This is a genomic window from Plantactinospora siamensis, assembly GCF_042434095.1.
Taxonomy (GTDB): Bacteria; Actinomycetota; Actinomycetes; order Mycobacteriales; family Micromonosporaceae; genus KBS50.
Window position 1 is genome coordinate 303,935 of record NZ_JBHLUE010000004.1, and the last position, 23,815, is coordinate 327,749.

At 73.1% G+C, this 23,815-nt stretch carries 20 protein-coding genes; 6 read left to right on the forward strand and 14 right to left on the reverse strand.

Annotated elements, in window-relative coordinates; translation table 11 throughout:
- Window positions 1-192: 192 nt before the first annotated feature.
- Both ACFFHU_RS06320 and dapA read right to left on the reverse strand, forming a co-directional pair.
- A complete protein-coding gene (locus ACFFHU_RS06320; protein WP_377336652.1) occupies window positions 193-1,875 on the reverse strand; it encodes a ribonuclease J in 1,683 nt (560 codons plus the stop codon).
- 31 nt (window positions 1,876-1,906) lie between these two features.
- The gene (gene dapA, locus ACFFHU_RS06325) at window positions 1,907-2,833 is read right to left on the reverse strand and encodes a 4-hydroxy-tetrahydrodipicolinate synthase (protein WP_377336654.1); all 927 of its coding nucleotides are present in this window, start codon (window positions 2,831-2,833) and stop codon (window positions 1,907-1,909) included.
- A 138-nt stretch (window positions 2,834-2,971) separates the two neighbouring features.
- Between dapA and ACFFHU_RS06330 the strand changes: the two genes are divergently transcribed.
- Window positions 2,972-3,499: a hypothetical protein gene (locus ACFFHU_RS06330; protein WP_377336656.1), complete on the forward strand. Its 528-nt coding sequence runs from the start codon at window positions 2,972-2,974 to the stop codon at window positions 3,497-3,499.
- A gap of 133 nt (window positions 3,500-3,632) precedes the next feature.
- A complete protein-coding gene (locus tag ACFFHU_RS06335) occupies window positions 3,633-4,433 on the forward strand; it encodes a DUF4097 family beta strand repeat-containing protein (RefSeq protein ID WP_377336658.1) in 801 nt (266 codons plus the stop codon).
- 371 nt (window positions 4,434-4,804) lie between these two features.
- On the opposite strand, the gene ACFFHU_RS06340 is transcribed toward ACFFHU_RS06335, so the two are convergent.
- Complete coding sequence (locus tag ACFFHU_RS06340) at window positions 4,805-5,434, reverse strand: DUF2752 domain-containing protein (protein WP_377337257.1); 630 nt, start codon at window positions 5,432-5,434, stop codon at window positions 4,805-4,807.
- Window positions 5,435-5,498: 64 nt separating this feature from the next.
- On the reverse strand, window positions 5,499-6,728 hold the full coding sequence (locus ACFFHU_RS06345) for a winged helix-turn-helix domain-containing protein (protein ID WP_377336660.1): 1,230 nt from the start codon (window positions 6,726-6,728) through the stop codon (window positions 5,499-5,501).
- A gap of 106 nt (window positions 6,729-6,834) precedes the next feature.
- Here ACFFHU_RS06345 and ACFFHU_RS06350 point away from each other — a divergent pair, with 106 nt between their 5' ends.
- The gene (locus ACFFHU_RS06350) at window positions 6,835-7,389 is read left to right on the forward strand and encodes a GNAT family N-acetyltransferase (protein ID WP_377336662.1); all 555 of its coding nucleotides are present in this window, start codon (window positions 6,835-6,837) and stop codon (window positions 7,387-7,389) included.
- On the opposite strand, the gene ACFFHU_RS06355 is transcribed toward ACFFHU_RS06350, so the two are convergent.
- A complete protein-coding gene (locus ACFFHU_RS06355) occupies window positions 7,316-8,578 on the reverse strand; it encodes a glycosyltransferase 87 family protein (protein WP_377336664.1) in 1,263 nt (420 codons plus the stop codon). The genes ACFFHU_RS06350 and ACFFHU_RS06355 overlap by 74 nt on opposite strands.
- A gap of 35 nt (window positions 8,579-8,613) precedes the next feature.
- On the opposite strand from ACFFHU_RS06355, the gene ACFFHU_RS06360 reads away from it, so the two are divergent.
- Both ACFFHU_RS06360 and ACFFHU_RS06365 read left to right on the forward strand, forming a co-directional pair.
- A complete protein-coding gene (locus ACFFHU_RS06360; protein WP_377336667.1) occupies window positions 8,614-9,204 on the forward strand; it encodes a GNAT family N-acetyltransferase in 591 nt (196 codons plus the stop codon).
- A 120-nt stretch (window positions 9,205-9,324) separates the two neighbouring features.
- Window positions 9,325-10,341: a sigma-70 family RNA polymerase sigma factor gene (locus ACFFHU_RS06365; RefSeq protein WP_377336669.1), complete on the forward strand. Its 1,017-nt coding sequence runs from the start codon at window positions 9,325-9,327 to the stop codon at window positions 10,339-10,341.
- 194 nt (window positions 10,342-10,535) lie between these two features.
- On the opposite strand, the gene ACFFHU_RS06370 is transcribed toward ACFFHU_RS06365, so the two are convergent.
- The 4 genes from ACFFHU_RS06370 to ACFFHU_RS06385 form a co-directional block, all read right to left on the reverse strand.
- Complete coding sequence (locus ACFFHU_RS06370; protein ID WP_377336671.1) at window positions 10,536-11,441, reverse strand: carbohydrate ABC transporter permease; 906 nt, start codon at window positions 11,439-11,441, stop codon at window positions 10,536-10,538.
- Between the two features lies 1 nt (window position 11,442).
- Window positions 11,443-12,594, reverse strand: coding sequence for a carbohydrate ABC transporter permease (locus ACFFHU_RS06375; RefSeq protein ID WP_377336673.1), 1,152 nt, complete (start codon window positions 12,592-12,594; stop codon window positions 11,443-11,445).
- 84 nt (window positions 12,595-12,678) lie between these two features.
- A complete protein-coding gene (locus tag ACFFHU_RS06380) occupies window positions 12,679-13,932 on the reverse strand; it encodes a sugar ABC transporter substrate-binding protein (protein WP_377336675.1) in 1,254 nt (417 codons plus the stop codon).
- 43 nt (window positions 13,933-13,975) lie between these two features.
- On the reverse strand, window positions 13,976-15,004 hold the full coding sequence (locus ACFFHU_RS06385) for a LacI family DNA-binding transcriptional regulator (RefSeq protein WP_377336677.1): 1,029 nt from the start codon (window positions 15,002-15,004) through the stop codon (window positions 13,976-13,978).
- A 143-nt stretch (window positions 15,005-15,147) separates the two neighbouring features.
- On the opposite strand from ACFFHU_RS06385, the gene ACFFHU_RS06390 reads away from it, so the two are divergent.
- A complete protein-coding gene (locus ACFFHU_RS06390; RefSeq protein WP_377336679.1) occupies window positions 15,148-17,496 on the forward strand; it encodes an amylo-alpha-1,6-glucosidase in 2,349 nt (782 codons plus the stop codon).
- Between the two features lie 122 nt (window positions 17,497-17,618).
- On the opposite strand, the gene dapB is transcribed toward ACFFHU_RS06390, so the two are convergent.
- The 5 genes from dapB to ACFFHU_RS06415 form a co-directional block, all read right to left on the reverse strand.
- The gene (dapB, locus tag ACFFHU_RS06395) at window positions 17,619-18,383 is read right to left on the reverse strand and encodes a 4-hydroxy-tetrahydrodipicolinate reductase (RefSeq protein WP_377336681.1); all 765 of its coding nucleotides are present in this window, start codon (window positions 18,381-18,383) and stop codon (window positions 17,619-17,621) included.
- A 55-nt stretch (window positions 18,384-18,438) separates the two neighbouring features.
- Window positions 18,439-19,821 carry a M16 family metallopeptidase gene (locus ACFFHU_RS06400; RefSeq protein WP_377336683.1) on the reverse strand — a complete coding sequence of 461 codons (1,383 nt, stop codon included), beginning with the start codon at window positions 19,819-19,821 and terminating at the stop codon, window positions 18,439-18,441.
- A gap of 8 nt (window positions 19,822-19,829) precedes the next feature.
- Window positions 19,830-22,214, reverse strand: a complete 2,385-nt coding sequence (locus ACFFHU_RS06405) for a polyribonucleotide nucleotidyltransferase (protein WP_377336685.1) — start codon at window positions 22,212-22,214, stop codon at window positions 19,830-19,832.
- Between the two features lie 228 nt (window positions 22,215-22,442).
- The gene (rpsO, locus tag ACFFHU_RS06410) at window positions 22,443-22,712 is read right to left on the reverse strand and encodes a 30S ribosomal protein S15 (RefSeq protein WP_377336687.1); all 270 of its coding nucleotides are present in this window, start codon (window positions 22,710-22,712) and stop codon (window positions 22,443-22,445) included.
- A gap of 135 nt (window positions 22,713-22,847) precedes the next feature.
- Window positions 22,848-23,795, reverse strand: a complete 948-nt coding sequence (locus tag ACFFHU_RS06415) for a bifunctional riboflavin kinase/FAD synthetase (protein WP_377336689.1) — start codon at window positions 23,793-23,795, stop codon at window positions 22,848-22,850.
- Window positions 23,796-23,815 lie beyond the last annotated feature (20 nt).

Here is a 23,815-nt window from a genome sequence, read left to right on the forward strand (position 1 = left end):
CCCTCCGGTCGCCAGGGGCGTGTCGGGCGGGAGTACGGCGCCCCGACGCCGCCCGGACGGGCCGGAACGGGGTGAGGAAAATCACTGCCGTCGGGTTGAACCACAGGCCATGGGCCGGCCGTACCAGACGCGGGCCGGCCCGGCCGGCGGTTCAGACCTCGACGCGACGAGCGGGGCGCGGTGACGGTCCGCTCAGACCTCGACGACGGTCGGGACGATCATCGGTCGGCGCCGGTACGCGTCGTTGACCCACCGGCCCACCGTGCGGCGCACGATCTGTTGCAGCTGGTGCGGGTCGGCGATGCCGTCGGCGGCGGCCCGGCCGAGCGCCTCGGTGATCAGCGGAATCACCGGGTTGAACGCGGCGGGATCGTCGGAGAAGCCCTTGGCGGAGATGGCCGGCCCGCCCACCACCTTGCCGGTGACGGAGTCGACCACCACGGTGGCGGAGATGAACCCGCCGTCACCGAGGATGCGACGCTCGGTGAGCAGCGACTCGCCCACGTCGCCGACGGCCAGGCCGTCCACGTAGACGTACCGGCTGCGCAGCCGGCCCACCACCGCGGCGCGGCCCTCGACGAGGTCGACCACGTCACCGTCCTCGCACAGCACCACCCGGTCCGCGGCGACGCCGGACTCCACGCCGAGCCGGGCGTGCGCGCGCAGGTGCCGCCACTCGCCGTGCACCGGCATGAGGTTGCTGGGCCGGGTCACGTTGAGCAGGTAGAGCAGCTCGCCGGCGGGGGCGTGGCCGGAGACGTGCACCTTGGCCACGTCCTTGTGGATCACGTTGGCGCCGGCCCGGGAGAGCTGGTTGATCACCCGGTACACCGCGGTCTCGTTGCCGGGCACCAGCGAGCTGGCCAGCACCACGGTGTCGCCCGGGGCGATCGTGATGTGCCGGTGGTCGCCGGTCGACATCCGACCCAGGGCGCTCATCGGCTCGCCCTGCGAACCGGTGGACATCAGCACGATCTGCTCGGGTGGCAGCTCGGTGGCCTCGTCCAGCGACACCACCAGGCCGGGCGGGATCCGCAGCAACCCGAGGTCGCGCGCGATGCCCATGTTGCGCACCATCGAACGGCCGATGAGGGCCACCTTCCGCCCGTGCTCGCCGGCCGAGTCCAGGACCTGCTGCACGCGGTGCACGTGCGAGGCGAACGAGGCCACGATGATCCGGCCGGTGGCCTTCGCGAAGATCGAGTCCAGCACCGGACCGATCTCCCGCTCCGGCGTGACGAAGCCGGGGATCTCGGCGTTTGTCGAGTCGGAGAGCAGCAGGTCGACGCCCTCGCCGCCGAGCCGGGCGAAGCCGGCCAGGTCGGTGATCCGGCCGTCCAGCGGCAGCTGGTCCATCTTGAAGTCGCCGGTGTGCAGCACCAGCCCGGCCGGCGTCCGGATGGCCACGGCCAGCGCGTCCGGGATCGAGTGGTTGACGGCGAAGAACTCCAGCTCGAACGGCCCGAGCCGCTCCCGGGCGCCCTCCCGGACGGTCAGCGTGTACGGCTCGATCCGCCGCTCGGCGAGCTTCGCCTCGACCAGCGCCAGGGTGAACTGCGAGCCCACCAGCGGGATGTCGGGCTTGTGCGCCAGCAGGTAGGGCACGGCGCCGATGTGGTCCTCGTGCCCGTGCGTGAGCACCACGGCCTGCACGTCCTGCAGCCGGTCGAGGATCGGCGAGAAGTCCGGCAGGATCAGATCCACCCCGGGCTGCTCGACGTCGGGGAAGAGCACGCCGCAGTCGACGATCAGCAGCTTGCCGCCGTACTCGAAGACGGTCATGTTTCGCCCGATGGCGCCGAGGCCGCCGAGCGGGGTGATCCGCAGGCCGCCCTCGGGCAGCGGCGGGGGAAATTCTGGTTCGATTCGCGTCATGCTTTTGCTCCGAGGGATGGGGTGGGCACGGTCATGCCGGCAACTCCAGGCCGGCGTCCGCGCAGTCCCGCCGGAGCTGCGCCACCTCGGCCTCGGTCGCGTCCACCAGCGGTGGGCGTACCGGGCCGGCGGGCAGGCCGGCGGCGGCCATGGCGGCCTTGACGAGAATGGTGCCCTGGGTCCGGAAGATCCCGGTGAACAGCGGCAGCAACCGGCGGTGCAGGGCCAGCGCGGCAGCCACGTCGCCCCGCTCGTACGCCTCGATCATCTGCTTGGCGAGCACGCCGGTGAGGTGCGTGGAGGTGCCGACCAGGCCGACCGCGCCGACGGACAGCAGCGGCAGGGTGAGCGCGTCGTCGCCGGAGTAGTACGCGAGGTCGGTGCGGCTGGTCACCCAGGAGGTGGCGGTCAGGTCGCCCTTGGCGTCCTTCACGGCCACCACCCGGTCGTGCTCGGCGGCCCGCACCAGCGTCTCCGTGGCGATCGGCGTGCCGGTCCGGCCCGGGATGTCGTAGAGCATCACCGGCAGGCCGGTCGCGTCGGCCACCGCGGTGAAGTGGCGCAGCAGGCCGGCCTGCGGCGGCTTGTTGTAGTACGGCGTCACGAGCAGCAGCCCGTGCGCGCCGGCCTTCTCGGCCGCGATGGCGAGCTCGATCGTGTGCCGGGTGTCGTTGGTGCCGATCCCCGCGACCACCCGGGCCCGGTCGCCGACCGCGGCCACCGCGGTCCGGACCAGGTGTTCCTTTTCGGCGTCGGTGGTGGTCGGCGACTCGCCCGTGGTGCCGTTGATCACCAGGGCGTCGTTGCCCTGCTCGTCGACCAGGTGCGTCGCAAGCCGGGCCGCACCGTCGAGGTCGAGTTCGCCCTCGCGGGTGAACGGGCTGACCATCGCGGTGAGCAGCCGGCCGAACGGGCGGGACGGGGTCCCGCCGGCCGGGTGAGGGTGGTGCTCGGTCATACCCACAACCTATCGGACCACCGGGCGGCGCCGATGAGGGAAGGTGCGGCTGCCGCACCTTCACCTGTCGTCAGGGTGACGTCATCCACCCCGAAAACTCCTCTTGCTATGACGTCATCATGATGCCATAGTGACGTCATGGAACTGGCACCGTACGTCGAAGCACTCCGGCAGGACCTGGCCGCCGTGGCCGCACCGGCCGGCGCCGACACCGCCCGCGCGGCCGAACTGCTCGCGGGCTCGCTCGACCCGTCCGTCCGGCTGTGCCTGCTCCAGGTGCTCACCGACGCGGCGGCCGAGCTCACCACGAAGCTGGACGGCGCGGCCGTCGAGATCCGGCTTCGCGACCGGATGGCCGACCTGGTGGTTGTCCCGGTCGAGCCGGCCGAACCGGTCGAGCCGGCGCAGCCGGGCCCGGCCGCGCCGGTCACCGAGCCCACCGGTGACGTCACCCGCATCACGCTGCGGCTGGCCGAGTCGCTCAAGGACGGCGTCGAACGCGCCGCCGCGGCCGAGGGCGTCTCGGTGAACGCCTGGCTGGTCCGGGCCGTCAGCACCGCGCTGACCGGACCGCCCATGCCGCCACCGCCGCCCCCGCCGCCCGGCTGGCCCGGCCCGCACCGCGGTCGGGGCTCGCGCCGGGTCACCGGCTTCGCCCAGGCCTGAACCGCCGGGCCGCCGGCCCGATCCGGCGCCCGTCACACCCCCACATCCCATTCCGATCCCGAACACAGACCCGGACCGGGCTCACCGCCCGGCGCCGCGGTCTCCCCTGCGCACCTACCAGTGAGGAGCAGTCATGACCGAGTTTCCGGTCACCGGTCCGATCACCCTGGTCATCGAGGTGGCCTCCGGCGACATCGAGGTCATCGCCGAGGAAGGGTCCACCGCCACCGTCGACATCCAGCCGAGCGACCGCCGGGATGCCTCCCGGGAACTGGCCGAGGCGACCACCACCGAGCTCAACGGCGACACCCTGCGGGTGATCGCGCCCCGGCGTTCCGGGGGGTTCCTCCGCCGCGACGGCTCGCTCCGGGTCCGCGCGATCGTCCCGGTCGACAGCACGGTACGGGTCGACTGCGCCTCCGCCGATGTGGCCCTGCGCGGCGCTCTCGGCGAGGTCCATCTGGACGGCGCCTCCTCGGACCTGCGCATCGAACAGCTGGCCGGGGGGCGGATCAAGACCGCCAGCGGCGACGTCGAGATCGGCCGGGCCACCGGGCAACTCAGCGTCGGCAGCGCCTCCGGCGACGTGGTCATCGAACACGCCGGCGGCGCCACCCGGATCAGCACGGCCAGCGGCGACATCAAGGTCCAGGAGGCCGGCGGTGACGTGCAGGTCAAGACCGCCTCCGGGGACACCCGGATCGACACGGCCCGGCACGGTTCGATCCGGATCGACGCCGCCTCGGGCGACGTCCGCGTCGGCGTGGTGGCCGGCACCGGCGTCTGGCTGGACCTGCACACCATGTCCGGGGACACCCGCAACGAGCTGGCGATGCACGACGGACCGGGCACACCGGCCAACGGCCATCAGCTCGGGCTGCAGGTGCGGACGATGAGCGGCGACATCGACATCCGACGGGTGGAGGTGCGGTGATGGGCGGCTCGAAGCGCTTCTTGACCAACCGGGGCGTGCGGTCGGCGGACGGGTGCCGGGCCGGCGGGCGGACCCGGGGGCGCAACTGCCGGTGCCTGCCGTCCCGCTGCTGCTGCTCGTTGCCACCCGAGCTGGCCTACCTGCCGATCCGACCCTTCCGCTGAGCCGCGACCCCACCGCGCGCCGCGCCGCCCGCCCCGGGCCGGTGCGGCGCGCGGGCATGTGCCGGGTCCGTGCGGTGGCCGTCAGCGCACCTGTGCACCCCGCCCCGGACCGAGCCGAATCGCACGCTGAGTGACGGCTGCGGTCGGCGGGACGTTGGGGGGCGAGGTCGGCCGGCCGACCGGTGCGATTCCCAGCTACCGCGCTGCCTAGACGTACAGCGCGGTGAACGGTGCCCACGGCAGGTTGCGGACCACCGAGAACACCGCCCAGACGATCAGCATCAGCCCGAGGGTGCGCGCCGAGATCCGCAGCTTGGGCAGCCGCCAACCGAAGCTGCGCTCCAGCGCCCAGGTCAGGTAGAGGTAGAGCAGGAACGGCAGCACGAACACCCAGAGCAGGTGGTGCCGGGCCGCCGCCGGCACGTCGCCGTGCAGCAGGTACCACATGGCGCGGGTGCCGCCGCAGCCCGGACAGTCCAGGCCGGTGGTCAGCTTGAGCAGGCAGGTCGGCGCCGCGTCCGGTGGGCTGCTGGTCGGATGGCTCAGCAGCGTGTACGCGGCGGCGGCCCCCATGCAGCCCAGGGCCGCGAGCGGCGCCACCCAGCCCGGGGCGCGCTCGTGCATCCGCAGCACCCAGCGGGTCAGCCGGTCCCGCTCGGCCACCGGCGGGACGGGCGGCCCGGTCCACGGCCCGCCGCCATCCCCGGGGCCGGCCGGCCATTCCGGGACACTCGCCGCGGCCACCGCACCGGACGGCCAGCCCGCGACACCCGCCTCGGCCACCGGGCCGGGGGTGCCGGCCTCCGGTCGGACCTGTGGTCCGCCGTCGTGCGCCATCGCCACCTCGCCTCGTCGATCGGCTGCTCTCACCGTACCCGGGCGATGCCCGGCGGCCGGGTCGTCAGCGTACTCCGGTCAACCCGGCCAGGGCGGCGGTCAGCGGGCCGGCCAGGTCACCGGCCGCCGGCGGCGCCACGGCGCCGAGCCCCAACCAGCCGGCCAGCCGGTGGAGCTCGGCGGCCAGCGCCAGGGCCGTCTCCCCATGGTCCGTCCCGGGCTCGGCCCACGCGGCCGGGACCAGCAGCACCCCGGCGCGGCGATCGGCCTTCAGGTCGACCCGCGCCACGAACCGGTCGCCGTGCAGGAACGGCAGGACGTAGTAGCCGTAGACCCGCTGCGGGGCCGGCACGTAGATCTCGATCCGGTAGGTGAACCCGAACAGCCGCTCGGCGCGGGCGCGTTCCCAAACCAGCGGATCGAACGGGCTGACCAGCGTGCTGGCCCGGATCCAGCGCGGCAGCCGGGCCTCGGCGTGCAGGTATGCCGGTTGCCGCCAGCCGCGTACCCGGACCGGCCGCAGCTCGCCGGCCTCCACCAGCTCGGCCACCGCGGTCCGGGCGCCGGCCACCGGCAGGCGGAAGTAGTCCCGCAGCTCGGGCTCCGCGGCCACCCCCAGGCAGCGCGCCGCGATGGCCACCAGGATCCGGTACGCCTCGGCGTCGCTGGGCGTCGGCGCGGCCAGCACGGCGGCCGGCAGGACCCGCTCGGGCAGGTCGTACCGGCGGGCGAACGAGCTGGTCCGGTCGGCCGCGGTGACCTCGCCGGCCCAGAACAGGTATTCGAGCGCCTGCTTGACCACCGACCAGTTCCAGCCCCAGTTGCCGGTCTCGCGGGGCGCGTCGTGCTCGATCTCGGCGGCCGTCAGCGGGCCCCGGGCCGCGACCTCGTCCCGGACCCAGCGAACCAGCCCGGGTTGCTCGTTGACGATCCGCCGCATCCCGCCCCAGGCGTGCTTCTCGGCGGCGGCCATCCGCCAGCGCAGCGCGGCGTGCAGCTCGACCGGCACCAGCGACGCCTCGTGGCCCCAGTATTCGAAAAGCTCGCGGGGGGCGCGGTAGGCCGCCCGATCCAGCAGGTCGGTGGGATAGGGACCGAGGCGACTGTAGAGCGGGAGGTAGTGGGCGCGCTGCAGGACGTTGACCGAGTCCATCTGGATCAGCCCGGTCCGGCCCAGCACCCGGCGCAGGTGGCGCCGGGTCGGCACGCCGGTCGGCGCGGGGTCGGCGAAGCCCTGGGCCGCCAGCGCCACGCGCCGGGCCTGAGCCACGGAGAGTTCCTCGGATGCCACCATCGCCCACGACGCTAGCGGAGCCGTCCGACACTCCGGCGCGCCGGCTGACCCGCCGCATCGGGGTGGGTGCTGGATCGGCCGCCCGGGGCGGGCTACAACTGAACCGGTGTACACCATCCGGCCGGAAACCCCCGACGACGCCGCGGCCATCGCCGCCGTACACGTCCGCGCCTGGCAGGGGGGTTACCGGGGCCTCATCCCCGACGAGACGCTCGGGCTGCTGAACCCCGCCGCCTGGGCTCAGCGGCGGCGGGACAACGGCACGGCCGACCCGGACCACCCGTTCCGGACCCTGCTGGCCTGCGACGCCGAGGGGACGGCCGGCTTCACCACCTTCGGCCCGTACCGGATCGACCAGGACTCCGACCGGCTCGACCACGCGTACGGTGAGGTGCTGGCGCTCTACGTGGACCCGGCGCGTTGGGGTCGGGGCGTCGGCGCGGCGCTGTTCGCGGCGGCTCGCGCGGGGCTGGCCGAGCGGGGCTGGACCGAACTGCGGCTGTGGGTGCTGGAGGACAACCACCGGGCCCGCGGCTTCTATGAGCGGGCCGGGCTGGTCGCCGACGGCGAGCGGTCGACGTACCAGATCAAACGGTCCGCGGGCCGTCCACCGCTGGGGTTGGTCGAGGTTCGCTACCGCGGCCGGCTGGATCAGGGCTGACCCGGCGCACCGGCAGGCCCACCAGCAGCGCGAGGCTGGCCCAGACGTACGCGTTGCTGCCGACGAAGCCGCCGATCCCGCCCGAGCCGTCCTCCCACAGCCAGACCAGGCGGCTGCAGAGCAGCACGTACAGCACGGCCGCGAAGCCGAGCAGGGCCCGCCGGCGCCGGCCGGTGGCCCGCACCCCGGCGTCGACCAGGAGGATCAGGGCGGGCAGCAGCCACACCAGGTGATGCACCCAGGTCACCGGGCTGACCAGGCAGCCGACCACGCCGGTCAGGGCGAACCCGGCGGCCTCGTTCCCGACCGCCACGGCGGCCCGGGCCCGCCAGGCCCAGACGGCCAGCGCCGCCAGCACCAGCACCAACCAGGCCAGCCGGCTCGGTTGCGCCGGATCGAGCCGGGCCACCAGGCCCTGCAGCGACTGGTTGGAGATGTAGCCCAGCGAACCGACCCGGTCGGTGTTCCATAGGGCCTCGGTCCAGAACACCCGGGAGGCGTCCGGCGCCACCGCCGCGGCCAGCACGGACGCGGCCGCGGCCGTCCCGGCCGCCACCAGCGCCGCCCGGATGCGCCGGGTGACCAGCAGATAGACGATGAACACGCCCGGCGTCAGCTTGATCGCGGTGGCCAGCCCCACGCCGATCCCGGCCCACCGGCGCCAGCGGGCCGGCACGCTCGTCCCGAACGGGGTACGCCCGGCCACCAGCCAGAGCAGGTCCGCCGCCACAAGGAACAGCAGCAGCATGTTGACCTGGCCGAACAGCACGGTCTCCCGCATCGGCTCGAAGGCGGCGGCCAGGCAGGCGGCCACGGCCAGGGTGAACCAGCCGGTCCAGCCGGCGTACCGGGCCAGCGGGCCGACCAGCCACCACAGCACGAGCCCGCTCGCGGCCGCGGTGGCCAGCACGCTCAGCACGATCACGACCGGCCACGGCAGGTACGCCATCGGCGCCATCGTGAACGCCGCGAAGGGCGGATAGGTGAAGCCGTACGTGCTGCTCGGCTTGAGGTAGTCGTAGATGTCGCCGCCGTCGCGTACCCAGTAGCGGATCGCCCCGGCGTAGACCTTGAGGTCGAAGAACCCGTGCCGCACCGCGGCGACCGCGATGAAGACCGCCACTGCGACGGCCAGGATGGCGACGGCGCCGGCCTGGTTCCGGGTACGCCCCAGGGCACCCTGCGCCACCACCCACCACCTCGCCTTGCGTACGCTTCCCAGTCATGGCTACGGGGTACGTCCGGCCGGCGCGACCGTCGGACGCCGATGAAATCGCACGCATCCAGCTCGCGACCTGGCGGGTCGCCTATCGCCGGCTGCTCCCGAAGCACGTGCTCGACGGGATGGACGAGGAGTTCCTGGCCCAGCGATGGCGCACCGCGGTGGCGACGCCGCCGTCGGACCGACACCGCGTGCTGGTCGCCGTCGAACAGGCCGAACAATCGTATCTGGTCGGATTTGTGGCGTCCGGGCCGGCCGATGAGCAGGCGCTGGCCCCCAACGAGCCGGCCGACGCGCTCGGGTCCGACGTGGCGGCCATCACCGACCTGCTGGTCGAGCCGCGCTGGGGCCGGCGCGGCCACGGCAGCCGGCTGCTCGCGGCGGCCGTCGACCTCTGGCGGGGCGACCGGCTGACCGCCGCGGTGGCCTGGGCCTTCGAGGGCGACGCGGCGACCCGCAAGTTCCTCGGCAGCGCCGGCTGGGAGCCGGACGGCGCGGGTCGGGCGCTGGACGTCGACGACATGCTGGTCGACCAACTCCGGTTGCACGTCGCGGTGCCGACCGAGCCGGCCCCGTCACCCGAGCCCGCCTAGGCTCGCGGCTCGCGGTCCGGGACCCCTCGGTTACCGGATGCGACGCGGCCGAAAGTGTCGGCCCCCCGGCGTAGCGTGCGGGCAGGACGACACCTTGAGGGGCGGAAGGACGGTGAGCCCGTGGCCACGCTCGCGACGGAGTCGGCGGCGGACCGGCTCGACCTGCGGTTGGACGGGCATCGGCGCGAGCTGACCGGCTACTGCTACCGGATGCTCGGCTCGCCGTTCGACGCCGAGGACGCGGTCCAGGAGACGATGGTCCGGGCCTGGCGCGGAATGGCCGGCTTCGACGGTCGGTCCAGCCTGCGGACCTGGCTCTACCGGATCGCCACCAACGTCTGCGTCGACCTGGCCCGGGGCCGGGCGCGCCGGGCCCTGCCCATGGACCTCGGCGGTCCCTGCGCGCCGGTCGAGTCGGCGGTGGGCGAGCCGACCCCCGCGGTGGAGTGGATCGAGCCGGCGCCGGATCCGGCCGTGCTGCCGGCCGAGGCCGACCCCGCCGAGCTGGCGGTGGCCCGCGAGTCGGTGCGACTGGCCTTCGTGGCGGCGTTGCAGCACCTGCCCGCGCGGCAGCGCGCCGTGCTGGTGCTCCGGGACGTGCTGCGGTTCAGCGCGGCCGAGGTGGCCGAGCAGCTGGACGCGAGCGTGACCTCGGTGAACAGCGCGTTGCAGCGGGCCCGCGCCACCATGGCCGCCCGGGCCGCCGAGGCCGGGCCGCCGGCCACGCTCGGCGCCGCCGAGGCCCAGCTGCTGGAGCGGTACGTCGAGGCCTTCGAACGGTACGACGTGGACACGCTGGTGGCGCTGCTGCACGCCGACGCCATCCAGAACATGCCGCCGTTCCGGCTGTGGCTGCGCGGCGCGGCGGACATCGGCCGGTTCCTCCGCGGTCCCGGCCGGGAGTGCCGTGGCTCCCGGCTGGTGCCGCTGGCCGCCAACGGTGTGCCCGCGTTCGCTCACTACCGCCGCGACCCGGCCGGTGGCTACCGGGCCTTCTCGATCGGCCTGGTGGAACCGGTCGACGGCCTGATCGCCCGGCTCAACCACTTCGTCCAACCCGCGCTGTTTCCGCTGTTCGGGCTCCCGGAGCGGCTGGAGCGCTGGCCGGAGACCGGCCGCCCGGCGCTGGCCGGCTGACGCCGCGAGCCGGAGCCGACCGACGCCGACCGGCTGACGCCGCGACCCGCCGACCGACGCCGAAGCCGGCCGACGCCACGACCCGCCGACCGACGCCGGGCCAAGCCGCAGCCGACCGACGCCGAAGCCGACCGGCTGTCGGCATGGCCGGCCGGAGCGCCCCGGGGCGCCGGCCGGCCGCGCCGCGGTCCGGATCAGCCCTTGTCGGCGCCCTCGTTGGCGCCACGGATGAAGTACCGCTGGAACACCACGAAGATGATCGCCACCGGGATGGTGGCCAGCATCGCCGCGCCCAGCTTGAGCGGATACTGCGTGCCGGAGCCGAGCGAGCCGCTGACCAGGTCGGCCAGCCCCCGCGGCAGGGTGAACAGGCTGGGATCCTGCACCGCCACGAGCGAGTGCGGCAGCTCGTTCCAGGAGCCCTGGAAGGACAGGATGGTCAGCGTGATCAGCGCCGGCCGGGCCATCGGCAGCACCACCGACCAGAAGGTCCGGAAGATGCCGGCGCCGTCGATCCGGGCCGCCTCCTCCACGCTCACCGGGATCGACTCGAAGAACTGCTTCATGATGAACACCCCGGCCGCGTCGGCCAGCAACGGCACGATGAGCGCGGTGTAGCTGTTGTAGATGCCGAGCTGGTTGAGCACCAGGAACTTCGGGATCAGCAGCACCACGCCCGGCACGGCCATCACGGCCAGCACCGCGCCGAACAGCGCGCCGCGACCGCGGAACCGCAGCCGGGCCAGGGCGTACCCGGCCATCGAGTCGAACAGGATCCGGCCGAGCGTGACCACCACGGTCACCAGCAACGAGTTGAACATCCAGGTCGGGAATTCCGTCCCGTTGAAGATCTTCATGAAGCTGGTCGTGTCGACCGGTTGCGGGATCGGCGACAGCGGGTTGGCCGTGGCGTCCGGCTCCGACTTGAAGGCGTTGCCGATCTGGATCACGAACGGGTAGAGGAACACCAACCCGAAGAAGATCAGGACGGCGTACCCGAGGAAGGTGTTCACCAGACCGCGAGGCTGGTTGCGCCGTCGCGGCGCAGCCCCCGACGGCGCGTCGGTCCGGGTCCGCGGCGGCTCGGTCACCAGGGCCATGTCAGGACCTCCCCACGGCCCGCCGGCGCCACCACGGTCGCCGGCCGGCGTCGTCCCGTTCCCGCAGCAGGTAGCGCTGCAGGAGCGTGAGCACGATGATGATCAGGAAGAGCACGAACGAGATGGCGGCGCCGGAGCCGTACTCGAAGTTCCGGAACGCGGTGCGGTAGGACAGGAACGCCGGGGTGAGGGTGGTCTTGGCCGGACTGCCCTGGCTCATCACGTAGATCTGGTCGAACACCTGCCAGGAGCCGATCAGCCCGAGCGTGAGCACCAGGAACATGGTCGGCTTGATCATCGGCAGCGTGACGTAGCGGAACCGCTGCCAGGTGGTCGCGCCGTCCAGCGTGGACGCCTCGTCCAGCGCCACCGGCACGTTCTGCAGGGCGGCCAGGAACATCAGCATGAAGGTCCCGGACGTGGTCCAGATGACCAGCGCGATGATCGCGCACATGGCCACGCTGGGCCCGGACAGCCAGTCCCACCAGCTCAGCCCGAACGGTCCGCCGTTGGCCAGCGCCGCCGGCGCGTCGTGCAGGCCAAAGACGCCGAGCACGATCTGCAGCACGCCGCGCGGGTCGGCGAACCACTGCGGCCCGCTGATCCCGATCGCCGAGAGCAGCTGGTTGACCGCCCCGGAGCTGCTGAACATGAACAGGAAGACCACGCTGATCGCGACCGAGCTGGTCACCGACGGGAAGTAGAAGGCGGTCCGGAAGAACCCCTTGCCCTTGAGCATCCGGTTGTTGACCACGAGCGCCAGGCCGAGCGCCAGGGCGGTCTGCACCGGCACCACGATGGCCACGTAGTAGATGTTGTTGCGGATGGCGGTCATGAAGTCCCGCCGGGCCAGGCTGTCCTCCAGGAACAGCTTGCTGTAGTTGTGGCCACCCACGAAGGGCACGCCGCTGGTGAACGGGCTGCCCTGCCCGTTCCAGCCGGTGAGGCTCACCCACAGCGCCATGAGGATCGGCAGCAGCAGGAACAACCCCAGGATCACGATCACCGGGGCCACGAACAGCCAGCCGGCGATCTGTTCATTGCTGCGGATCCCGCGGCCGCCACCGCCACCGCCACCGCGAACGCCGCGGCCGCCGGTACCGACGGCGGCAGCCGGCGGGCCGGGTGTGCCGCCCAACGCGTTGATTGCCACGCTCGCCCTCCTTGAAAGGAGGGGCCCCTTCTTATCGCCTTCCGTATAGGAAGGGGCCCCTGTTAACGCCCGAACCGCAGCGGCTCAGCCCTTGAGGGCGGCTTCGGTGTTCTTCTGCACCCGGGACAGCAGCGCCTTGGGGTCGGTGGAGGTGAGCTGCTGGATGCCCGTGTCGAAGTCGGCCAGCACGCTGTCCATCTTCGGCGCGTTCACCGGGCCCTGCGCGTAGTCGGCGCCCTCGACGAACGGCTTGTCGGTCGGGAAGGCCGACGTGTACTGGTCCTTGACCGACTGCCGGGACGGCATCACGCCGAACGCCTTGGCGAACGCCACCTGCTGGTCACCGGCGGTCATCGCCTCGACGAACTTGATCGCCTGGTCCTTGAACTTGCTCTTGGCGGCGATCCCCCAGCACTGCGTGAAGGAGAGCGTGGCCTGGCCCTTCGGGCCCGCCGGCAGCGGGTGCACGGTGTACTTGACGTTCGGGAAGTCGCTCTGCAGGGCGCCCTTGATCCAGTTGCCCTCGATGGTCATGGCGGCCTTGCCCTTGCCGAACGCCTCGCCGGCCCAGCCCGAGTCGAGCTGCTTCGGGTACTTGGCCACGCCGCTGGTGAGCAGCGACTTCACGTACTGGAGGGCCTGCAGGTTCTCCGGGCTGTCCGCGGTGGCGGACTTGCCGTCGGGGCTGACGATCCAGCCGCCGGCCTGCTTCATGAAGGCGCCGACCCGGTCGCGGGTGTCGCCGAGGGCGAGCGGGGTGATGCCCTTCGCCTTGATCTTCTGCCCGACGGAGGTGAGCTGGTCCCAGTTGGTCGGGATGTCCGCGTCGGTCAGCCCGGCCTTCTTCCACAGGTCGGTGTTGACCTCCAGCGCCAGCGTGGAGAAGTCCTTCGGCGCGCAGTACAGCTTGCCGTCGTACGTGAAGGTGGTGCGCAGGCTCTCGTAGAAGTCGCTCGAGTTGCTGATCTTGTCCCCGTACGGCTCCAGCGCGCCCACGCTGGCGTAGTCGGCGAAGCGGGCGGCGTCGACGTAGAACACGTCCGGCGGGGTGCCGCCGGCCAGCGCCTGGCCCAGCTGCTGGGTCAGGTCCTGGGCCGGGGTGACCGTGGCCTGGTTGCCCGACGAGCCGGCCCACTTGGCCGCCGCGTCCTTCACGGCCTTGGTCTCGGCGTCGCCGGACGAGCCGATCAGGATCTGCAGCGAGGCCGGCCCGCTGGACTGCTTGGCGCCGCCGCTCTTGTCGTCGTTGAAGCCATTGCCACAGGCCGCCGCGCCGAGCAGGGTTGCCGCGGTGAGGCCAGCCACGGCTACCCGGCCGAGGGTTCTTCTGGTTCGCATCCGGATTCTCCTGAGGGGTGATTGGGGGGAAATGGTGTAGCGGTCAGGCCGGCTGGCGGATCACCAGGCTCGGCCGGAGGAGGACCTGGCTCGGCGGCTGTCCGGCGGCCCGCGGGCCGCCGGACACGTCGCCGTCCAGTAGTGCGGTGAGCAGTTCGATGCAGCGGGCGGCGGCCTGGCCGAGCGGTTGACTCACGCTGGTCAGGCCGATGGCCTGGGCCACCGGGGTGTCGTCGAAGCCGGTGACGGCCAGGTCGCGGCCGTTCGGCGGGTACGTGCGGGCCGCCTGGAGGGCGCCGATCGCCAGGCTGTCGCTCGCGCACACGAGCGCGGTGGGCGGCTCGGCGAGGGCGAGGAGGTCCCGGGTCACCGCCGCGCCCTCGGTGATCCCGTCGACGGTGCGTCGGTCCAGCTCGTCGGCGTACGGCAGATCGGCCTCGCGCAGCGCCGCCAGCCAGCCGGACCGCCGGTCGTCGCCCACGCCGGAGCCGGCCGGCCAGCCCACGAAGGCGATCCGCCGGTGTCCCGCGCCGATCAGGTGCCGGGTCGCTTGGGCGGCGCCCGCGGCGCCGTCCACGTCGACCCACGGGTGCCGCTCCGGGCTGTCCCAGGGCCGACCGAAGGTCACGAAGGGCACGCCGCGCTCGGCCAGCCAGGCCGTCCGGACGTCACCGTGGTCGGTGCCGGTGAGCACGAACCCGTCCAGGTCGTACGCCCCGAGCAGGTCGTCGTAGGCGGCGATCTCGGCGGCCCGGTCGCCGGCGGTGTAGAGCAGGACCCGGTAGCCGGCGGCCTCGGCGGTCTCGGTGAGGCCGTGCAGGAAGCGGTCCAGCACCGAGCCGTTGATGCCGTCCCGGGTCGGCTCGATCCGCGCGGCCAGCAGCTTGGACCGGCCGGTCCGCATCTGCCGGGCCGCCTGGCTGACCCGGTAACCCAGGGTGGCGATGGCGTCCCGGACCCGTTCCCGGGTCTCCTCCCGGACCAGGTGCGGGCTGTTGAGGACGTTGGAGACGGTCTGCCGGCTGACCTGGGCATGCCGGGCCACTGTGGCGATGGTCACCTTCTCCGGCATTTCCACCTCCTGGCGGGCCTTGAACGATCCAACTGTGCTGCGGCATCATTGGATCGTTCAAGTTTCTGGGATGTTTCGCACTGTGCACTCAGTCACCCCCGTCTGTCAAGGCATCGATCCGCGGATGCCGTTCAGGAGCCACCGTGACCCCTCGCCTGCTCCAACCCCTGCTGCACGACCTGGTGAGCGTGGCCCACGCGCCCACCAGCGCGCTGAGCGACACCGCCGGTCAGATCCGCGCGGGTCGGGGCGTGCAGGGGGTGTTCCACGCGGACGCCCGGGTGCTGTCCCGGGCCGAGCTGCTGGTGGACGGGCGCGAGCCGGAGGTGCTCTGCGCGACCCCGGACGGCCCGCACGGCGCCCGGTACGTCAGCCTGGCCCGCTGGCTGGGCGATCCGGGCGCCGACCCGACCGTACGGATCGACCGGGTACGCCGGATCGGAGCGGGTGAGCTGACCGAGGAGATCCACATCGTCTCCACGGCCGCGAGCCCGGTGCGCGCCGAGGTGAGCCTCGCGGTCGCCGCCGACCTGGCACCGATCGAGGTGGTCAAGTCGGGCGGCTCGCCGGTTCAGCTGACCCCGGCGGCCGGCGCCGACCGGTTCACCTGGGCGGCCGACGGGACCACGGTCACGGTCACCGGCGCCGACGCGCGGGCGGAGGCCGCGGCGGAGGCCGGGCCGAACGGCACCGCCGCCCGGTCGCAGGCCGGGCCGGACGGCACCACCGTCCGGTCGCAGGCCGGGCCGAACGGCACCACCGTCCGGGCGGAGGCCGGGCCGGACGGCACCCCCGTCCGGGCGGAGGCCGGGCCGGACGGCACCACCGTCCGGGCGGAGGCCGGGTCGGACGGGGCCGGCGTGTCGGCGGAGGGCGCCGATCGGCTCTGCTGGTCGGTCGACCTGCCGCCGGGGGGCACCGCCGTGCTGCGCTGGCGGCTGCACGTCGATGACCCGCGGGCCGTCGTACAGGCCCCGGACGGCGAGCCGACCTGGTCCCGGCCCGCGGTCACCGCCGGTGACCACCGGCTGGTCCGGCTGCTCGACCGGTCCCTGGACGACCTGCGGGCGCTGCGGCTGGCCGAGCCGGCGGCGCCGGCGGACGTCTTCCTGGCGGCCGGGGTGCCGTGGTTTCTCACCCTGTTCGGCCGGGACAGCATGTGGGCCGCCCGGATGATGCTCCCGCTCGGCACCGAGCTGGCCGCCGGCACCCTGCGGGTGCTGGCCCGCCGGCAGGGCACCCGGCTGGACCCGCAGTCCGGCGAGGCGCCCGGAAAGATCATGCACGAGCTGCGCCGCCACGAGTTCACCGTCGTGGGCAACGGCCTCCAGCTGCCGGCCGCGTACTACGGGACGGTGGACGCCACCCTGCTCTGGGTGGTGCTGCTGCACGAGGCCTGGCGGTGGGGCATGCCCGCCGACGAGGTGGCGGCCCTGCTGCCCAACCTCGAGGCCGCGCTGGGCTGGCTGGCCGACTACGCCGACGCCGACGGGGACGGCTTCGTGGAGTACGTCGACACCAGCGGGCGCGGCCTGGCCAACCAGGGCTGGAAGGACTCCGGCGACGCCGTCCGGTTCGCCGACGGCAGCCTGGGCCGGCCGCCCATCGCGCTGACCGAGGTGCAGGGGTACGCCCACCAGGCGGCGCTGGCCGGCGCGGCGCTGCTCGACGCGTTCGACCGGCCTGGCGGCCAGCGCTGGCGGGACTACGCCGGCGAGCTGAACCGCCGGTTCCGGGAGCGGTTCTGGGTCGACGGCCCGCTCGGCGCCCATCCGGCGCTCGCGCTGGACGGGGACAAGCGCGCGGTCGACTCGCTCACCAGCAACATCGGCCACCTGCTCGGCACCGGCCTGCTGTCCGCGGCCGAGGAGGCCCAGGTGGCGGCCGTGCTGGCCAGCCCGGAGATGTCGGGCGGGTTCGGGCTGCGCACCATGTCCACCAAGGATGCCGGCTTCAGCCCGCTGTCGTACCACTGCGGGTCGATCTGGGCCCATGACACCGCGATCGTCCTCGCGGGCCTCGCCGCGGGTGGCTTCGCCGAGCCGGCCGGACGGCTCGCCGATGGGCTGCTCGGCGCGGCCGAGGCGTTCGACTACCGGCTGCCCGAGCTGTACGGCGGGGACGACCGGGCGCCGCTGGGCCGGCCGGTCCCGTACCCGGCCGCCTGCTCGCCGCAGGCGTGGTCGGCGGCCGCGGCCGTGGCCGTGCTGTGGGCGGCGCTGGGCTTGGACCCGGACGTGCCGGGCGGCGTCGTCCGGCTGCGCCCGATGGCCGGCCTGCCGCTGGGACCGGTGACCGCGCAGGGCCTGCGGATCGGCGGCGCGGAGGTGACGGTGTCCGTGGACGCCGGCGGCGTCTCGGTCACCGGGCTCCCGGCCGGGCTGCGGGTGTCCACCAGCCCGGTCACGCCGGCCGAGCCCCTCGCGCCACCGGCCGCGCCCACCGTGCCGGCGCAGCGCAGCGGCGAGCCGGAAACCCCCGTCCGGCACTGAGCGTCGGCCTGGCCGAGCGAACGGCGTTAAGAGGGCCCCCTGCCATACCGAAAGCGACAACGGGGGCCCGGCGGACCCGCCGGCGGCGCATGCCGCGCCGGAGCGCCCCCGGCGGGTCCGGCCTACATCTCGGCGAGCAGGGGGTCGAGGCCGACGGTGAGGCCGGGGCGGTTGCGCACCGCGCGCACGGCCAGCAGCACGCCGGGCATGAAAGAGGCCCGGTCGTACGAGTCATGCCGGATGGTGAGCGTCTCGCCGGTCGTACCGAACAGCACCTCCTGGTGCGCGACCAGGCCGGTGGCCCGGACGGCGTGCACGCGTACCCCGTCGATGTCGGCGCCGCGGGCGCCCGCCACCTCGTCCTTGGTGGCGTCCGGCATCGCACCGCGACCGGCGTCCGCGCGGGCCTGCGCGATCAGCCGGGCCGTGTGCGTGGCCGTGCCGCTCGGCGCGTCCAGCTTGCGCGGGTGGTGCTGCTCGATGATCTCGACCGACTCGAAGAACCGGGCCGCCCGCGCGGCGAACTGCATCATGAGCACCGCGCCGACGCCGAAGTTCGGCGCGATGACGACGCCGACATCGGGCTTGTGGGACAGCCAGGTGCGGACCCGGTCCAGCCGCTGCTCGGTGAACCCGCTGGTGCCGACCACCATGTTGATGCCCTGGTCGATGCACCAGTGCAGGTTGTCCAGCACCACATCCGGGGTGGTGAAGTCGACCACGACCTCGGCGCCGGCGTCCGAGGCGTTGAACAACCAGTCGCCCTGGTCGATCATCGCCACCAGCTCAAGGTCCTCGGCCGCGTCCACGGCCCGGCACACCTCGATGCCCATCCGCCCGCGCGCGCCCAGCACGCCGACCCGAATCGGTTCACGCTCGTCAGTCACGGGCCACAACCTATCCCAACCAACGTCCCAGGGCGCGCCGGCTACCGTCCTTGATCTAGCTCGACGAGGACGTCCCGGCCGGGAAGTCGGCCGCGGTGAACGGGCCCACGACGGCCAGCGACATGGGCTGGGCGAGCAGCTCGGCCGCGAGGGCGTTCACCTCGTCGACCGTCACGGCGTCGACCCGGGCCAGCAGGTCGTCCACGGCCAGCAGGTCGCCGTAGAGCAGCTCGCCCTTGGCCAGCCGGCTCATCCGGGAACCGGTGTCCTCCAGGCCGAGCACGTACGAGCCCTTGGTCATGCCCTTGCCCCGGGCCAGTTCGACCGCGGTGATGCCGTGCGCCGCCACCTCGGCCAGCTCGGCTCGGGCCAGGGTGAGCACCTCGTCGACCTTGCCCGGGGCGCACCCGGCGTAGACCGCGAAGAGGCCGGTGTCGGCGTACTGGCTGGCGTACGAGTAGACCGAGTACGCGAGGCCACGCCGCTCCCGGATCTCCTGGAACAGCCGGCTGGACATGCCGCCGCCCAGCACGTTGTTGAGCACCCCGAGCGCGAACCGGCGGTCATCCAGCCGGTCGATGGCGGGGCAGCCCAACACCAGGTGGGCCTGCTCGGTGTCCTTGTGCTCGACCACGGTGCCGCCGGTCCGGACCCGGACCAGCGGCCCGGTGGGCCGGATCGCGCTCGGCTGCGCCGGCCCGCTGTCCAGCGGGGTCCCGGCGATCGCCTGGCGGATCCGCTTCACCACGGCCGAGTGGTCGAGGTTGCCGGCCGCGGCGATCACGATCGCCGGCGGGACGTACCGGCGCCGGTAGAAGCTCTGGATCTGCCGCCGGCTCATCGGGGAGACGGTCTCCTCGGTGCCGGAGATCAACCGGCCCAGCGGGTGATCGCCGTAGAGGGCCTGGATGAACAGGTCGTGCACCTCGTCGCCCGGCTCGTCGTCGTGCATGGCGATCTCTTCGAGGATCACCCCGCGCTCGGTCTCCACGTCGGCCGGGTCAAGCACCGAGTCGGCCACCAGGTCGCACATGACGTCGACCGCCAGCGGCAGGTCGTCATCCAGGACCCGGGCGTAGTAGCAGGTGTATTCCTTCGTGGTGAACGCGTTGGTCTCGCCGCCGACCGCCTCGATCTCGGCGGAGATGTCCAGCGCCGTGCGCTTGTGGGTGCCCTTGAAGAGCAGGTGCTCCAGGAAGTGCGCGGCACCGGCCTGCGGACCGGTCTCGTCCCGGGAGCCGACTGCGACCCAGATGCCGAACGACACGCTGCGCATCGCCGGAATCGCCTCGGTGAGCACCCGGAGCCCGCTGGGCAGGACGGTCCGGCGGACCGTGCCACCCAGCGGATCGGAGGTCAGGGTACGGGTGACGGCCCGGGCCGGCGCCTGCGCGCCGGACCCGGAACCGTTCGAACCGTCCCGCGACGGAGGGGTCATCGGGCGGGTCAGCTGTGCCGGGTACGGCGACGTCGCTCGCCGCCACCCTCGCCGCCGCCCTCGCCGCCGCCGCCCTCGCCACGGTCACCGCGCGGACCACGGTCGCCGCGGTCCCGGTCGCCACGGTCACGCGGACCGCGGTCGCCGCGGTCCCGGCCGCCCGGCCGGTCACCGGCAGCGCCCTCCGCCGGCGCGCCGCCGGCCGGCGCCTCGGCGCCCTCCGGACGCACCTTGTCCAGGTAGATCTTGCCGCGGCCGTCGATGTCCGCGATCTGCACCTCGACCCGGTCGCCGACGTTGAGGAAGTCCTCGACCTTCTCCACCCGCTTGCCGTCGCCCACCTTGGAGATGTGCAGCAGGCCGTCCCGGCCCGGCAGCAGCGAGATGAACGCCCCGAAGGCGGCGGTCTTGACCACCGTGCCGAGGAACTTGTCGCCCACCTTCGGCAGCGTCGGGTTGGCGATCGCGTTGATCCGCTCGACCGCGGCCTGCGCCGACGGCCCGTTGGTGGCGCCGACGTAGATGGTGCCGTCGTCCTCGATCGAGATCTCGGCGCCGGTCTCGTCCTGGATGGCGTTGATGGTCTGACCCTTCGGCCCGATCACCATGCCGATCTTGTCGACCGGAATCTTCACCGTGGTGACCCGCGGCGCGTAGTCCGACATCTCGGCCGGCGACTCGATGGCTCGCTGCATCACGTCGAGGATGGTGTGCCGGGCCTCGTGCGCCTGCTGCAGCGCGGCGGCCAGCACGTCCGACGGAATGCCGTCGAGCTTGGTGTCCAGCTGGAGCGCGGTGACGAAGTCCCGCGTGCCGGCCACCTTGAAGTCCATGTCGCCGAACGCGTCCTCGGCGCCGAGGATGTCGGTGAGGGTGACGTACTGCGTCTTGCCCTCGACCTCGTCGGAGATCAGGCCCATGGCGATGCCGGCCACCGGCGCCTTCAGCGGCACACCGGCCGACAGCAGGCCCAGGGTGGAGGCGCAGACCGAGCCCATCGAGGTCGAGCCGTTCGAGCCCAGCGCCTCGGAGACCTGCCGAATCGCGTACGGGAACTCCTCCCGCGACGGCAGCACCGGGATGAGGGCCCGCTCGGCCAGCGCGCCGTGGCCGATCTCCCGCCGCTTCGGCGAACCGACCCGGCCGGTCTCACCGGTCGAGTACGGCGGGAAGTTGTAGTTGTGCATGTAGCGCTTGGACTTCTCCGGGGAGAGGGTGTCCAGCGCCTGCTCCATGCGCAGCATGTTCAGCGTGGTCACGCCCATGATCTGGGTCTCGCCGCGCTCGAACAGCGCCGAACCGTGCACCCGGGGCAGCACGCCGACCTCGGCCGACAGCGGGCGGATGTCGCGCGGTCCGCGGCCGTCGATCCGGACCTGCTCGCGCAGCACCCGGGCCCGGACCTCGGACTTGTTCAGCGCCCGGAAGGCGGCGCTGATCTCCTTCTCCCGGCCCTCGAACCGGGGCGCCAGCTCCTCGAGCAGCCGGGCCTTGATCCGGTCCAGCGCCTCCTCGCGGTCGGCCTTGCCGGCGATCTTGAGCGCCTCGGCCACCTCGGACCGGCCGCGCTCGGCGACCGCCTCGAAGACGTCGTCCTGGTAGTCCAGGAAGGTCGGGAACTCGGCCACCGGCTTGGCGGCGGCGTCGGCCAGCTCGCTCTGGGCCCGGCACAGCTCGCGGATGGCCGGCTTGGCGGCCTCCAGGCCGCTGGCCACGACCTCCTCGGTCGGCGCAGCGGCGCCGCCGGCGACCAGCTTCACGGTGTGCTCGGTGGCCTCGGCCTCGACCATCATGATCGCGACGTCGCCGTCCGGCAGCGCCCGGCCGGCCACCACCATGTCGAAGGTGGCCCGCCCGAGCTCCTCGTGGGTCGGGAAGGCGACCCACTGGCCGTCGATGTGGGCCATCCGGGTCGCGCCGATCGGGCCGGAGAACGGCAGGCCCGACAGCTTGGTCGACATCGAGGCGGCGTTGATGGCCACCACGTCGTACGGGTGCTGCGGGTCGAGCGCCAGCACGGTCTCGACGACCTGGACCTCGTTGCGCAGGCCCTTCACGAACGAGGGGCGCAGCGGGCGGTCGATCAACCGGCAGGTGAGGATGGCGTCCTCGCTCGGCCGGCCCTCGCGGCGGAAGAACGAGCCGGGGATCCGGCCGGCCGCGTACATCCGCTCCTCGACGTCGACGGTGAGCGGGAAGAAGTCGAACTGCTCCTTGGGCTGCTTGCCCGCGGTGGTCGCGGAGAGCACCACGGTCTCGCCGAGCTGGGCGACGACGGAGCCGGCGGCCTGGCGGGCCAGCCGTCCGGTGGAGAAGGTGATCTCACGGGTGCCGAACGACCCGTTGTCGATCACGGCCTTGCTGTGCTGGGTGCCGAGGCGGTTCTCGGTCATGGGTGTTTCGTACTCCTTCGGTCGTGGGCCTCACGACCTCGCCGGAGCTGCTCAGGCGGCCGGTCTTCGATCGAAGCGCCCGGGGTGGCCGGCGGTTGCCGGCGGCCCGGGGGCCACTACCGAGGACCGGTGCGCTGATCCGGCTCCCCTTGCGGGCGGTCGCGCTGGCCCGTTTTTTCGCCGGGACGGCGCGGGGGGAGCGGCGAGTCCGCCGTTCCCCCCGTCACGTCACCGCCGCAGGCCGAGCCGCTCGATGAGCGACCGGTAGCGGCTGATGTCTTCCTTCTGGAGGTAGTTGAGCAACCGGCGGCGCCGGCCGACCAGCAGCAGCAGACCACGACGGCTGTGGTGGTCGTGCTTGTGCACCTTGAGGTGCTCGGTGAGGTCGGCGATCCGCTTGGTGAGCACGGCCACCTGCACCTCGGGCGAACCGGTGTCACCCTCGGCCGTGGCGTACTCCTGCCGGATCTTGCTCTTGGACTCCTGGTCGAGCGCCATTTTCTCCCTGTTTCCGTGGGTTGATGGTAAACCTCGCACCCGCGGCGTCGTGCAGGCACGCGAGGCCATCCGTCGGTCACCCGACGTCCCTGCCAGGCTACCAGCTTCCGCGCCCGGCGCCCGGCAGGGGCCGCATCAACCCAGCAGGCGCCGGGTCTGCGCCACATCCTCGTCGATCTGCGCGATCAGCGGCTCGACCCCCTGGTAGGCGCGCTGCTCGCGGAGGTGCGCCACGAAATCCAGCGCCAGCTGCTCGCCGTAGAGATCGCCGGTGAAGTCCAGCACGTACGCTTCGACCCGCCGATCCTGGCCGGAAAAGGTGGGGTTTGTCCCGATCGAGACCGCGGCCGGGAGCCGGGTGCGCCCGTCCGACCCGGCCCGCGCCGGGTCCCGGACCAGCCAGGCCGCGTACACGCCGTCGGCCGGGATGGCCGCGTACCGATGGCAGAGCAGGTTGGCGGTCGGAAAGCCGAGCTGCCGGCCGCGCTGGTCGCCCCGGATCACCACGCCGGCCAGCCGGTGCGGCCGGCCGAGCGCCGCGGCCGCCGCCGACACGTCGCCGGCGTCGATGCACGACCGGATGTACGTGGAGGAGAAGACGGTGCCGTCGTCGGTGACCAGCGGGCCGCCCTCGACCGCGAATCCGAACGTCCGGCCGAGGCGCTCCAGCAGCGGCACGTCGCCGGCCGCCCGGTGCCCGAACCGGAAGTTCTCCCCCTCCACCACGACCGCCGTGTGCAGGTGCTCGACCAGGATGTCGTGCACGAACTCCTCGGCGGAGCGCCGGGAGAACTCCGGGGTGAACGGCACCACGCACAGCACGTCGACCCCGAGCTGCTCGATCAGCTCCGCCTTGCGAGCCGGCTCGGTGAGGATGGCCGGATGGGAGCCCGGCCGGACCACCTCGGACGGGTGCGGGTCGAAGGTGACCACCACCGACCGCACGCCCAGGTCGTGCGCCCGCTTGACGGCGTGCCCGATCGTGGCCTGATGCCCCTTGTGCACGCCGTCGAAGACGCCGATGGTGACCACCGACCGACCCCATCCGCGCGGCGCCGCCGCGTATCCCCGCCACCGTTCCATGGCCGTCCTCCCCGTAGCCG

Bases quoted from the DNA above. Each gene is read 5' to 3' on its own strand.
- ACFFHU_RS06320 (WP_377336652.1), bottom strand. From the start codon at position 1,875: ATGACGCGAATCGAACCAGAATTTCCCCCGCCGCTGCCCGAGGGCGGC.
- dapA (WP_377336654.1), bottom strand. From the start codon at position 2,833: ATGACCGAGCACCACCCTCACCCGGCCGGCGGGACCCCGTCCCGCCCG.
- ACFFHU_RS06330 (WP_377336656.1), top strand. From the start codon at position 2,972: ATGGAACTGGCACCGTACGTCGAAGCACTCCGGCAGGACCTGGCCGCC.
- ACFFHU_RS06335 (WP_377336658.1), top strand. From the start codon at position 3,633: ATGACCGAGTTTCCGGTCACCGGTCCGATCACCCTGGTCATCGAGGTG.
- ACFFHU_RS06340 (WP_377337257.1), bottom strand. From the start codon at position 5,434: ATGGCGCACGACGGCGGACCACAGGTCCGACCGGAGGCCGGCACCCCC.
- ACFFHU_RS06345 (WP_377336660.1), bottom strand. From the start codon at position 6,728: ATGGTGGCATCCGAGGAACTCTCCGTGGCTCAGGCCCGGCGCGTGGCG.
- ACFFHU_RS06360 (WP_377336667.1), top strand. From the start codon at position 8,614: ATGGCTACGGGGTACGTCCGGCCGGCGCGACCGTCGGACGCCGATGAA.
- ACFFHU_RS06370 (WP_377336671.1), bottom strand. From the start codon at position 11,441: ATGGCCCTGGTGACCGAGCCGCCGCGGACCCGGACCGACGCGCCGTCG.
- ACFFHU_RS06380 (WP_377336675.1), bottom strand. From the start codon at position 13,932: ATGCGAACCAGAAGAACCCTCGGCCGGGTAGCCGTGGCTGGCCTCACC.
- ACFFHU_RS06385 (WP_377336677.1), bottom strand. From the start codon at position 15,004: ATGCCGGAGAAGGTGACCATCGCCACAGTGGCCCGGCATGCCCAGGTC.
- ACFFHU_RS06400 (WP_377336683.1), bottom strand. From the start codon at position 19,821: ATGACCCCTCCGTCGCGGGACGGTTCGAACGGTTCCGGGTCCGGCGCG.
- ACFFHU_RS06405 (WP_377336685.1), bottom strand. From the start codon at position 22,214: ATGACCGAGAACCGCCTCGGCACCCAGCACAGCAAGGCCGTGATCGAC.
- rpsO (WP_377336687.1), bottom strand. From the start codon at position 22,712: ATGGCGCTCGACCAGGAGTCCAAGAGCAAGATCCGGCAGGAGTACGCC.
- ACFFHU_RS06415 (WP_377336689.1), bottom strand. From the start codon at position 23,795: ATGGAACGGTGGCGGGGATACGCGGCGGCGCCGCGCGGATGGGGTCGG.